This window comes from Pseudomonas sp. BIC9C (genome assembly GCF_034541995.1).
Classification (GTDB): domain Bacteria; phylum Pseudomonadota; class Gammaproteobacteria; order Pseudomonadales; family Pseudomonadaceae; genus Aquipseudomonas; species Aquipseudomonas fluorescens_CC.
Genome location: NZ_JAWDGM010000008.1, coordinates 154799 through 167392, shown reverse-complemented (window position 1 = coordinate 167392; position 12594 = coordinate 154799). Strand labels below are relative to the sequence as shown.

Annotated in this window: 10 protein-coding genes and 1 pseudogene; 5 read left to right on the top strand and 6 right to left on the bottom strand. The window is 58.2% G+C overall.

The genetic code is table 11. From position 1 onward, the window contains the following. Positions 1-56: 56 nt before the first annotated feature. From RS887_RS28440 to RS887_RS28425, 4 genes are all read right to left on the bottom strand, one after another. Complete coding sequence (locus tag RS887_RS28440) at positions 57-962, bottom strand: amino acid ABC transporter substrate-binding protein (RefSeq protein ID WP_322617994.1); 906 nt, start codon at positions 960-962, stop codon at positions 57-59. 48 nt (positions 963-1010) lie between these two features. Further along, positions 1011-2351 (bottom strand): putrescine-ornithine antiporter, encoded by a 1341-nt coding sequence (potE, locus tag RS887_RS28435; RefSeq protein ID WP_322617993.1) that lies wholly within the window; start codon positions 2349-2351, stop codon positions 1011-1013. 481 nt (positions 2352-2832) lie between these two features. Then, complete coding sequence (locus RS887_RS28430; protein ID WP_322617992.1) at positions 2833-3705, bottom strand: DNA/RNA non-specific endonuclease; 873 nt, start codon at positions 3703-3705, stop codon at positions 2833-2835. A 224-nt stretch (positions 3706-3929) separates the two neighbouring features. Then, positions 3930-4367 (bottom strand): GFA family protein, encoded by a 438-nt coding sequence (locus RS887_RS28425; RefSeq protein WP_322618102.1) that lies wholly within the window; start codon positions 4365-4367, stop codon positions 3930-3932. A 233-nt stretch (positions 4368-4600) separates the two neighbouring features. Between RS887_RS28425 and RS887_RS28420 the strand changes: the two genes are divergently transcribed. From RS887_RS28420 to RS887_RS28405, 4 genes and pseudogenes are all read left to right on the top strand, one after another. Next, positions 4601-6109, top strand: a complete 1509-nt coding sequence (locus RS887_RS28420) for a PLP-dependent aminotransferase family protein (RefSeq protein WP_322617991.1) — start codon at positions 4601-4603, stop codon at positions 6107-6109. 112 nt (positions 6110-6221) lie between these two features. Next, positions 6222-7292, top strand: coding sequence for a sugar phosphate isomerase/epimerase family protein (locus RS887_RS28415; protein ID WP_322617990.1), 1071 nt, complete (start codon positions 6222-6224; stop codon positions 7290-7292). Positions 7293-7343: 51 nt separating this feature from the next. After that, a pseudogene (locus RS887_RS28410) lies at positions 7344-8608 on the top strand (MFS transporter). A 182-nt stretch (positions 8609-8790) separates the two neighbouring features. After that, positions 8791-10278: an ATP-binding protein gene (locus RS887_RS28405; protein WP_322618101.1), complete on the top strand. Its 1488-nt coding sequence runs from the start codon at positions 8791-8793 to the stop codon at positions 10276-10278. Here the strand turns inward: RS887_RS28405 and RS887_RS28400 are convergent. Continuing rightward, positions 10275-10979 (bottom strand): response regulator transcription factor, encoded by a 705-nt coding sequence (locus RS887_RS28400; RefSeq protein WP_322617989.1) that lies wholly within the window; start codon positions 10977-10979, stop codon positions 10275-10277. The two genes, RS887_RS28405 and RS887_RS28400, sit on opposite strands and share 4 nt — an antisense overlap. Positions 10980-11574: 595 nt before the next feature. On the opposite strand from RS887_RS28400, the gene RS887_RS28395 reads away from it, so the two are divergent. After that, positions 11575-11853: a DUF2790 domain-containing protein gene (locus RS887_RS28395; protein WP_322617988.1), complete on the top strand. Its 279-nt coding sequence runs from the start codon at positions 11575-11577 to the stop codon at positions 11851-11853. Positions 11854-12066: 213 nt separating this feature from the next. On the opposite strand, the gene RS887_RS28390 is transcribed toward RS887_RS28395, so the two are convergent. Next, the gene (locus RS887_RS28390; RefSeq protein ID WP_322617987.1) at positions 12067-12303 is read right to left on the bottom strand and encodes a hypothetical protein; all 237 of its coding nucleotides are present in this window, start codon (positions 12301-12303) and stop codon (positions 12067-12069) included. Positions 12304-12594 lie beyond the last annotated feature (291 nt).

Here is a 12594-nt window from a genome sequence, read left to right as displayed (position 1 = left end):
GGCGCTCCGCACCCCAGCGGGAGCAAGCTCCCTCGCCACAGGTTTGCACGATGCCTCTAAGGCAACGCATACACCCTGAACAGTTTTTTCACGATCAGGTTGGTCCCTCCAAGATACTGGTCGTAGGCCTTTTCCACGAAGCCCGAGTAATAGGCTTCACTCAGGGCCGTATCGACCAGCAAGCGGAAGTCTTCGTCGTTGCGGTCCACGATCATCGCCACCGGCGAGTACTCGAAAATGCGGTCCAGGAGCATCAGGTTCTTCGCCGCGCCCTCCTTGGCGATTTCGTTTTTCAGCAGCATGCGTTCGGAGAAGTAGGCATCGGCCTTGCCGTCGGCGACCAGCTTGATGCCCTCGTCGTTGTTGGCCACGGTCACCAGCGAGGCGATCACGCCGAGCAGGCGCATCTGCTCGCGAATCCAGTCTTCGGTCACCCCGCCCTCGATGGTGGCGTAGGTGTGGTTGGCCAGACCATTGTTGATGCTGGCACGCCAGGTCGGGCCGGTATTGGCAACCTTGCCATTGAGCACATTGAGCAAGGGTTCGGCGGCATCGTTGCGCACCACGACCGAGAGGCCGGCGGTGTAGATCGGTATGGAGTAGCTGATCATCTTGCGCCGTTCCAGGGTGGGCGGAGTCGGCGTGCAGAGGATATCGACCTTGCCCTGACTCACGGCACTGACCTCGTCCGAAATCTTGACGAGCTGGTAGTGCACCTGCAGGTCGGGCAGGCCCAACTCGCTCTTGAGCTTGTCGGCGACTTTCAGGCACAGGTCGATGGCATAACCGCTGGCTTTGTCGCCTTCCTGCTTGCTGAAAGGGGCCAAGTCAGGCAAGTAACCCAGGGTAAAGGTGTGGCTGCTGCGCACGCGTTCAAGGGTGTTGGCGCCGGCCACTAGCGGCAGCGTCGAGAGTGCGAGGGCCAGCAGCAGTCTGGTGGTTGTGGCAAATGGTACGTTCATGTCCGGTTTCCCCGTATGCAAATGTCTGTGCAGTCCTGGTAGCCACGCCTAAGGGTTGCCGGCCCTGGCCTGATTGGCGGATGGCGCTTCGGTGAAGCGTTTGGCGAGGAATCCATAGAGCAGATAGCCGACAGCGAGCACCAGGGTGCCGCCCATCACTGCGTCCTTGCCGCAGGCATACAGGGCGTACAGGGAGTACGTCATTGCAATCAGCAACACCACCACGTTACGCGAGTAGATGGACGGCGAAACCTCGGCCTTGTGCATGATCACCAGCAGGCCGGTCAGCGCCGTGATATAGGGGATCAGATTGGTGACCGCCGCCAGGCTGACCAGCTTGCTGAACTGGGCGGCGGCATCGGGCGAGATGGTCGACAGGGCCATGAGGGTCTGCAGCACGCCGCAGACGATCATGCCGACCACGGGCGCATTCATCGAGTTGACCTTGCTGAACAGCTTGAGGAACAGGTTCTGGTCCGCCGTCATTTTCGCGGTTTGCGCCAGGGTGAATTGCCAGCCCAGCAGCGAACCGACACAGGCCATGACCGCCAGGGCCATGACGATATTGCCGACCATCGGGCTGAAAATCGTGGCGTAGACCAGCGCGAAGGGTGCGGAGGACTTGGCCAGCTCAGCGTTGGGAATGATGCCCTGGATGACAGTGGTCGACAGCACATAGACCACGGCGGCACCCAGGGTACCGAACAGACAGGCCAACGGCACGTTGCGCTTGGGGTCTTCCACGGCATCGGTGGCCTGGGCCGCCGATTCCATGCCCAGGAAGGCCCACAGGGTCAAGGGAATGGCTTTGGCGACGGCTTCGGAAATCGGCAGGCTGTTCGGGTTCCAGGCGGCGGCCAGCACATCGGGCTTGAACCAGAACCAGCCGATGATGCTCAGGCCCGCTACCGGAATGATCACGCCCCACACCGTGAACGCGCCGATCTTGCCGGTGATGCCCGGGCCTCCGAAGTTGGCGAAAGTGGTCAGCCAGATCAGCGCGATCGTGCCGATGCACAGCGGAATGGCACCTGTGCCCAGCCAGGGCACGAAGGCCGTCATGTAGCCCACTGCCGAAATGGCCACGGCCACGTTGGCGATGGCCAGGGACAGGAAGTACAGGTACGAGCAGAGGAAAAAACCCGACTTCGCATGGGCTTCTTCGGTATAGGCGGACAAGCCGCCAGAACGCGAGCAGAAAACGCCACACTGGGCAAAGCAGTAGGCGATGGCCATCGAACCGATCGCGGTGAAGATCCATGACAGCAGCGAAACGGCGCCCAGTTGCGCCATATTGGTGGGCAACATGATGATACCCGAGCCCATCATGTTGACCGTGACCAGCGTCGTGAGCCCCATCAGGCCCATTTTCTTGCTTGAATCAGCCATCGCAAACTCCTTGCTTTTTCAGAGTCTTGAACCTGGGCTTGGCGACGTTCAGCACGCAGCCGGACAGGTGGGCTAATGCTCACTGCTTGAACAGGTAAACCTTGCAGGTTGGGTATTGCACAGAATGATGCTGTCGTCGTGTTCCTGAGCCATGGTCACGATCACGACGAAGAAGCGCTGCGCCAAACAGGAAAATGACACGGGCATCGCGAAAGGAATCCCGGCCCGCATCGCCGGCCGCGATTTTCGAAGCGTTCATAACCAGAATCTCTCGGTCTGTTTGACGTTGAAGTTCCTGGGACGAGTATCTGTGGAGGCATCATGTCCCGGGGTCAGGAGCGATTGCCCTATTGGGTATAGTTCAAATTTGCAATCTGTTACTTCTTGCCGGATTTATTTTCCGGACCTTTTTTGCGTGGTTCATGGCGATGAAACACCCCATCGATTGCATCCAACCTTTGGGGTGCTGCTCATCCAGCCATCAGGTGCGCCCTGCGGACCCTGTGACCGGCAGATTCCCCAGCAGCTTGAGCCCGGTACTCTTCACGAAAGTCTCATAGTCCATCGGCCTCTCGATCCGGGCTTCACCGTTAGGCAGCACGTAGGCCCAGGCACGTTTGGACGATGCGTCGTACACCAGCTTGAACAGGCGCGTCGGCACCCAGACCTGGTTATCGCCGATGGTGGAATGGCCAGGATCAAACAGCGGACCGGTAAAGACAAACACGTTGCCATCGGCTCGCTTGGCAAACTTCCTGACATCCGACTCGACCTTGCTCCAGATCTTCCGGTTGTTGGTCGGGTCTTGGGGCACCATGTTCGATAGCGCAAAGGATTGGGCCATGGCATTGGGGCTGGGTGCATCGGCGGCCGGGGATTGATGGCCACGGTCCACGGCCGGATGCTGGCTGCGGTAGTCGCTCAATTCAGCACGCCCACTCTTGGGGATGCGTGGGTCCGGATAGAACTGGTTGGTGCGCTCCTCCCCTTTGGCATCCTGCAACTGGGCTGCATTCAGGCGTTCGACCACGACCAGCGGGGTCTTGCTGGTTTGCGAGTACAGCACTGCGAAATTGTCGGAACACAAAGCCATGGGTTTCATGGTTGCCGGCACGGTGGCGGTGTTGATCGGTTTCGCTGCCGGGAACAGATCGGCGCAGCCGTCAAAGGATGCTTGTTTTTGTTTGTTCGAGTAGAGGTCCAGGGCCGCGCTCTGGCTGATCGAGCCCGAGCGGGATGCTTGTTCATGATGCGTGGCGGGCGGTTTGAGCAGATCCAGCAGGCTGCGGGCTTCTGCCCCGGAAGAGAGCAAAACAAGTGCCGACAGCCCAACTGCAATTTTGCGTAGGTACATGGGTTAAATCTTCGAATGGGATTGAGGGGGAACCGAATGGCGAGTCCCGATTCACGGAACCAGGTGGAGGCTGTTGCTGATTATGTGGCGGCGAGCATGCTTTCACTGTCCTTGATCAAATTGCCGATGCGGGGCCGGTCGGTTCCGGGCAGCTCGACCGCCGAGGGTCGAGCGCGGTGTATTGACCATGCCAGCACAGGTTAGTGCCGGGCAGTGCCCGGATTCTATTCGCCAGTGTCGACCTGAAGTTCATGCAGAATAAACCCAAGAGAATCCGGGGCCGCGCGATGAGTTTTTTCCGAGCGGTGTTCGTCCCACGGCATCGCGTCATCGGTGCAGAAATCGCCAACACACGCCATGCTCAACTCGACATCGAGAAGTCCAAGCGGAATCCAGAAGTACGGTGTCTCGCGAAGAGGGTTGGGCACGGTCGAGCCACACTGCGAGCAAAAGTCATTCCTGTACCCGCTGGGCTTGCGCCAACTGGAGATCGCACCTTGCCCTGCGTCCCAGCGAAAGTCGCCAGCCTTGACCAGCGTGGCGAGATTATGGCCAACCCCGGTTTGCTTGCGGCACAGAGAGCAATGGCAGCGATAAAAAAATCGTGGTTCAACCGTCAGGGAAAAACGTACAGCCCCGCAAAGACATTGTCCTGAAGTCATGTGTCTCTCCATTGAAGAACGATTCACCGGGTTATTTGCCGGCTTGAATGCCGATGTCGGTAAAGAGGTGGCCGTCATGGTACTGGCCTTTCATTGCCATGGAAAATGCCGTCCCCGGCCGCCGCATCAATGCCTGTGGTGGATGACTTATCCAGTAGCGCTCGATACCCTTTCGCATCCAGGTGCCTGACGGCCATTCAGGCCAGACCACACTCCATCCAGACGAACAAATAATGAAATCCTCCGCCGGTTTGCTGTTGTCAGGTATCGAGCTGGACCGTGCCAGCTCCATCCCCTTGTACCGCCAGCTCTACTTGCAGATTCGCAAACAGATTCTCAGTGGCAGGATTCAGGGCGGCGTACGCCTACCGTCCACCCGGACCTTGAGCAAAGAACTGCAGCTTTCGCGAATCAGCATTCTCAATGCGTTCGATCAACTGATTGCCGAAGGTTTTCTGACGTCGCGGACCGGGGCCGGGACCTATGTCGGCCATGAATGGGAAGGCCGCGGTATTGATGACGACACGCACCAGCGCCAGCCTCCTCGCCTGTCCGACCTGAGCCAGTCCATGCTGTCGTTGCGCAGCGATCATTTCCGGGGCGTTTCCTATGCTGACTGGGCGACCGGAAGCCCGACCTCGTTCCTGCCCAGTCACAGCGCTTACGATGCGTTCCCGCAAACGGTCTGGAAGCGGCTGTTGAACCGCCACCTGCACAAACCGACCAAGGCCATGCTTGGCTATGGCGAACTGCAAGGATTGCTGGCCCTGCGCGAGGCGATTGCCGAATACGTCTTCGATGCCCGGGGCATCGACTGCAGTGCCGGGCAGGTGGTCATCGTTTCCGGCGCCCAGCAAGCCTTTAACCTGCTGGGCATGCTTTTGCTCAATCCGCAGGACAGCTTCTGGATGGAGGATCCCGGGCATATCGCGGCGCGAATTGCGCTCCAGGCCCAAGGGGGACTGGTCGTGCCGTTGCGTATCGACGAACAGGGGATCGATATCCAGCAAGGCCTGGCTCTATGTCCTGACGCCCGCCTGGTGTTTACCACCCCTTCTCGTCAGCATCCCTTGGGCATCACCATGAGTTACGCCCGGCGCCAGGAACTCATCGACTGGGCCGCGCGCAATCAAAGCTGGATCATCGAGGACGACTGCGACAGTGAGTTTCGCTACAACGGCCGCCCCCTGCCGGCACTCTATGCCATGGACCAATGGGCCCGGGTCATCTACGCCGGAACGTTCAGCAAAGTACTCTTCCCCTCGCTGCGACTGGGTTACGTGATACTGCCGAACGCCTTGATCGAACCCTTCTGCACCTTGCGCGCGGTCATGGATCGCAGCCCGCCCACACTGCTACAGGCCGTCACGGCAGACTTCATGCGCGAAGGCCACTTTCTCGGTCATATTCGACGAATGCGTGCGCTGTACCAGGCTCGCCAGCAAGCATTGGTCGAACAACTGCAGCAACAGCTGGGCACTTTTTTCAGGATCACGCCAGTGGAAGCCGGCATGCACCTGATTGCCTGGTTACCCGAGCATCTTGAAGACGACACCCTGGCCAGGGAACTCGGCGAGCATGGCATTCATACCTATCCCCTGAGTGACTACTGCGTCGAGCACGTCTTGCCGCCGGCGCTACTGATCGGTTTTGCCAGTACCCCTGAAGACCAGGCGCGCGCGCGCGTCGAAGCGCTTGCCCAGGCCTTGAGCAAAATGGGCTACCTGCAACAGGCCACTTGACCCAAGGCAAGTGGTCTTATGATTTAACTGATAATGGATCTATCGAGAGTTCCTGACTGGCGCGATAAAGGCTGCGCCGACAGACCCGGCGTCTGAACCAGGAACGACTCGAATGAACAATAAGATCCAGGAACGATTCAACACCTTGCTCAGCCACAAGGCTGTCGAGGCCGGGGCTCCTCCCGAACTGACCGAGGTACTGGCCCGCCGGTTGCTCGACCGACTCGGGCAACTGCGCTTGTTTGCGCATGCCTACCCCTTGCTGACCAACCTGACCCACGGCCGTGTCACCCCTGGCGACCTGCTGGACTTTGCCTATCGCCACGAACTGCAGGGTCTGAGCCTGCACTTGCTCGACGGTGAGGAAAACAGCCTGAGTCAAATGACACCCGCACAGCTTCAGGCGTTCGCGGCCAAGGCCAGTGCACTCGGGCTGGATGTGCATCTGGAAATCAGCAGCACCCTGAAAAAAGATGTCGATCAAGTGATCGCCATCGCCAAGGCGCTGGGCACCCGCAACATCCGTGTCTACTCACGCTACGAAGGGGCACTGTCCCGGGTCATGGACCTGATCGAGACAGACCTCGACTACCTCGCGCAACAGGCAGAAGAGCACGACCTGTTCTTCGACTTCGAGCAGCATGAGGAACTCAAGAGCGCTGAAATCGCGCAACTGCTGAACCGGCTGAACCACCCACGGCTGCATGCCCTGTTCGATTTCGGCAACATGATCAATGCCTGCGAACAGCCCCTTACGGCACTGCGCACCCTGGCGCCGCACATACGCCAGACCCACCTCAAGGGTGTGCGCATCGTCCCCGAGCAAAACGGGTTTGGGCATTACGGCGTGCTGCAGGGCAGTGACGAAGACGACCTGCCCAACGCTCGCATGTTGTACGAACTGCTGATGCTCGGCGAATCAAGCCCGCAAGTGATCGCCTTCATTCTCGAGCAGGAAAACCACTACGTCGCCCCGGCGTTCCGCCAGCTTGATGAAGCGGCCGACCCGTTCATTGCGTACCGGGAAATGAGTGAAACAGCGCTGCCGGAAGGCTACTCGCTGGAGCAAATGCTGGCCGATGAACACCGTTGGGCAAACAACCAGGTCGCCTACGTACGAAGCCTGTTGGCCGAGTTCCGGACACTGGCCGAGTTGACCCTGGCCCATTGCGCCAGCGCCTGAACCTGACGTGCCGACCGGCACTGCCTACCCAATTACGCCTGGAGAACAATAATGACATCCCATGACAAGGCCAAATGGCTCAGATTCCTGATTCTCATCCTCGGTGGTGGCACCATCTACAAGCTGGCGAATCTCAAAGACGCCTTCTACATCCCCATGCAGGAATTCATGGGGCTGTCCCACACTGAAATCGGCGTGCTGCTGAGCGCCAACGCCATCATCGCCACCGCGCTGTTCGTGGTCGGCGGCATGCTCGCCGACCGGTACGACACGCGCAAGCTGATCCCCTCGGCCTGATCGGTACCGGCAGCCTCGGGCTTTACCTGGCGACCTTTCCGCCCTTCAGCAATCTGCTGGTTGTGTTCTGCCTGCTGGCCGTGTGTGCCGACTGCATCTTTTGGCCTTCGCTGCTCAAAGCCATCCGCAACCTGGGCGACGATCAGGAACAGGGGCGTCTGTTCGGCCTTCTCGAAGGCGGGCGTGGCGTCATTGATACCCTGGTCGCCTTCTCTGCGCTGGGCGTCTTCGTCGCCATGGGCTCCGGTGAAAACGGTCTGAAGTCGGCGATCCTCTTCTACTCGGTCATCGACATTCTCGCCGGGACCCTGACCTGGCTGCTGCTCAAGAGCGGCAATACCCAGTCGACCGCCAAGCCCAAGAACGGATTGTCGAACCTGCTCGAGGCCATCAAGGTGCCGGGTATCTGGCTGGTCAGCCTCAACGTATTCATGGTCTACATCGTGTACTGCGGCCTGACCTATTTCATTCCCTACCTCAAGGACATGTACGAACTGCCCGTGGCGCTGGTGGGCGCCTATGGCATCATCAACCAGTACTTCCTCAAGATCCTCGGCGGCCCCGCCGGCGGTTTCATTGCCGACAAGCAGTTCAAGAGTTCCAGCCGCTATCTGAAATGGGCATTCCTGGCGTTACTGCCGCTGATGGGCGCCATTATGCTCATCCCGAAAAGCCCGGGTTTCATCTACGCCGGCATGGCCGCCACCCTCTCCTTCGCGCTGATTGTCTTTTCCATGCGCGGCGTGTTCTGGGCCCCCATGGGTGAGGTCGGCATTGCCCAGCACATCACCGGTTCAGCCTTTGGCATTGGTTGCCTGATCGGCTATGCGCCCGGCATGTTTGCCTACGTCATCTATGGCGCAATACTCGACCACTTCCCTGGTCAACAGGGCTACAACTACGTCTTCTCGTTAATGAGTCTGCTGGCCATTCTCGGGTTCATGGTATCCAGTTTGCTGTATCAGGCGGTCCGGAAAAATTCCACGGCCACTGGTAAGGTCAGCACAGCGCAAGCTTGAACTTCGCCAGGGCAATGAACCTGACTATCATCCGAGGTGTGTAGTCCAACGGTGAAGCTGTCGGATCGCCATGCAGTGAACTACTGTCAGTCATGGGCATGGCGCCGACAGTCAATCTCCGGATATCCGTTGAGTTTCAGGGTTTCCAACCGACTTGTCACGATGATCAGGGAACCAGGGCGATGGCAAAAGATGCAAAAGTCGAATCAAAAAACGAGACTTTTATCGCGCAGGAGACTGAGGCTCTGGACGAGCCAGCCCCTGTTTCCGATGCGATTCGCAATGGACTCTGGCGCACACGGATCAGGGCCCGGGCGCGCAAGCTGAGTCGCTCGACCCAGTTTGTCATTGCCGCTGCGGTGATCCTGGGACTTACCATGTTCTTCGTAGGCAAACTGGTGAGCGCACGAATAGAACGTGCCGCGGTAAATAGCGCGGCAGAAGCAGGCGCCCAGTACATGGATACGTTTCTGGAGCCTTATGTGCAGGAGTTGAGCCGGGACGACAACCTCTCGGCTGCAAGCGTCCAGTCCCTGGACCGCCTCACCGAAAGTCGTTCGCTGAAACACCACATTGTCTCGATCAAGATCTGGCGAGCGGATGGCACGGTGGTCTACAGCACGAATAAAGCCATCACCAACCTCAAATTCCCAATGGATGAGATCACCGAGGCACTCAAGGGCAAAGTGGTCACCGACCTTGAAGGGCTGAACGAGGATGAGAACGAGTTCGAGCGCAAGCTCAACGTGCCGCTTTATGAGATTTACGCGCCCCTAAGGGATTCCAGCTCCGGGAATATCATCGCAGTAGGCGAATTTTATGAAAAGGCCGATAGTCTCAAGCGCGAGATCAATCGCGTCCGACAGCAGGTATGGATGGTCGTTGGTGCCGCGACATTGGCCATGCTGACACTGCTCTTCTTCATCGTGCGACGCGGTGACAAGATTATCCAGCAGCAACAAGTGGCACTGCACTTGCGGCTGCAGGAGCAAACCCGTTTGCACATCAGCAATGCCGAACTCCAACGCAAGATAGCGACGGCTACCCAGGAGTTTTCCCGTGTCAACGAACTCACCTTGAGGCGCATTGGTGCAGACCTGCACGATGGGCCGGCGCAGCTATTGACCTTGATTCTGATCCGGCTCGACGACCTGGCCGAAAACTGCTCCGCAGTCGATCAGGAATCATTGGAAACCATTCGTGGCGCCGCCACCGACGCATTGCGTGAGGTCCGCGATTTGTCACGAGGCCTGGCACTTCCGGAAATCAACGACGTGAGCCTGGTGGAAGAGTTGCAACTGGTGGCGCAACGGCACGAGCAACGTACTGGCACCAAAGTCACATTGAGCCTGGGGCCGCTACCGAAGGCCGCGCCACTGCCGCTCAAACTCTGCTTGTACCGTTTTGTGCAAGAAGCCCTCAACAACGCTTACCGTCATGCCGACGGCGAGGGCCAGGTCATCCAGGCGCAATACATGGATGAAGTATTGAACATCAGCGTCAGGGACAGTGGCCCTGGCATGGCGGCGGACGCCATGCTGCAAGAGACATCCGGCAGAACCCGACTGGGGCTCGCCGGTTTGCGTTATCGCGTTGAATCTCTGGGCGGGTTGTTCAGCATCGACTCCGGCGCCACAGGTACGTCGGTCAATGCACAGTTCAAACTCTAGTCAGCAGAGCCGCTCCGGGAATCCAATGGTGTTTCCCCTGCGCCGATGTGCAGTCGCCCGACAGCTTCTTGTTCGGTATAACGCCGTAGAGCCGTGACCGCTTCGACACGATTTCGGGCGTGCAGTTTCTGCATCACGCAGCCCATGTGGTGCTTGACGGTTTTTTCACTGATCAACAGCTTTGACGCAACTTCCCTGTTGGTCAGGCCTTTTGAAACTTCACGAATGACCTGCTCCTCGCGATGGGTCAGATCAGCCTTGTGAATTTCCGCTTCGTGTTGCTTGCTGTTACTCAGCAGTTTGTTGGCAAACTCGGGGGTGATATACGTTTCACCCTTGGCAACCGTCCTGATCGCCAGAACCAGTTCCGGTCCGCTGACACCTTTCAACACATACCCACGCGCGCCGGCCTCCAGTGCCAGAAAGGCGTCATCTTCGGATTCTGAAACCGTCAGCATCAACACCTTCACATCCGCCAGCCGGGTGGAAATGAACCGCACCGCGGCGAAAACATCGCCCGGCATATTGACGTCCATCAACATCACATCCGGCCGCACCCTTTGGGCGATATCCCTGGCATCGTCTGCATTGGCGCCCTGCTCCACGACCTGAAGATCCGCGCGTTTCCTCAATGTATTGGCAACACCCTCACGCAACATCGGATGATCGTCGGCAATGCCGATGCGGATGAATGGATTCATGACGCGCTCCCCAAAAGATCAGCACTCGAGTACTCATTGATTAATAGCAGGGAACCCGGGATGCCGCCGCTCACCCGTTGTGTGTCCCAGGCTCAAGGCGTTCGGAAATAGGACTTAGGTCGGATGAAAATTCGAGCCTCAAGAAGCACTCTTCATGACAAGACCCTGAACTTCACGCTCCAACCCATTGTTTTAAAACGCCTCCGAACACGTCGATAAACGGACAGATCCGTGAAACCCGGATCCATCCTTCATCCGACCAACAGTCGCTCTCGTGCGCCCGGGTACATATAGCCTGAGCACTGATCATTTCTCCCCGTTTTCGCTCCATGAAACGTCACAGCCACCGTGTGAAACCTTGCGCGAAAATCCGTCATGACATGTTATGACCTCATCCAAAAACGGCGTTTTGCCCAACAAATACGGCGTTTACAGGACGAATGGTCGAAAGGCGTCAAGCACGGGGAATTGCCGGGAGCCTGAAGCCACTACAGGCGACTCGGGCCGGTGCGTTCGTCGTGGTGGAGTGAACTTCACTTTCAAGGCGTGTCACATGAAGTCCTTGTCAAGCGAACAACAACAGAGGTACAGCGTTATGAACATGGCCACAATTGTCAGTGCGGTAATTTCCAGTCTCGCACCCAGTGTCTTTGACCAGAACGGCCTGCAAGAACCCGGCGCGCATGTCTCGGCCGTCGAATACCACTACGGAATGGAAATCGATGTGAAGCGGGTACTGCAGCGCACCGATACATCCGACAAGACCGGTATGGTGCCGGTGACCCTGGTCTACGAAGACAGCGAGGGTGAGGTTCACAAGATCCGTTTCCTCGAATGGGGTGCAAGCCCGGCCAGTCCCACGAGTGCGGCCTGATCCGCTCGTCGAAAGGGTTCCGGGCCTCGCCAGCGGCATTGCGTTCGAACCCCTGACTCGCCCTGTCGCAGAAACTCGTCCAATTGTCAAAGCGATATTTCGGGGAGCAAGCCTGAAGGCGCTACCAACTGCACCTGGCAGCAGCGCCGGAAAAGTAACCTCTCCGCTTTTCCACTTTTATGAATTCAGGCAGGGTAACCTGCATTAAGCGGGTCATAAGAGATCATTACTGATGGCGCCGCTATCGGCGGGACGCAGCATCGGGGACAGCGACGTTCTGCGTGACTTTGGCCATCTGATTTCCACCTTTAACTTATCCTTGCCAAGCAGGTAGTCGGCCAGCTTCTGCGAAAACGGCCAGTAGTTCAGTTCGGCAGTCAGGGTCAGTGGCCCGACGGCGTCGGCCGGCACCAGGAAGGAGAACTTCCCGGTTTCGTAGCCCTTGGGCAATTACGGTTGTCCGAGAGAATTTGGCGGCACTCACACCTCGACGCCAACGACGTCATCCACGTGCTCATGTGCACTCTTTGAAATTTCTGCGTGTGTCGTGCTCGGCCCTTGTCTTCTTTGATCGCACCAGCTGATAGACTTTGCTAACCACTCTCGGTATCCTGCACCCGGAAATCGATCCACATCTCCCTGTCCCTCCGGAAAAGCCGCTGGTCGGCAGCTTTCAGCTCGGCGCCGGATATCGGAACTCTTTGACCGCGAATGAGTGTATTGCTCAAATGATGGCTGCCG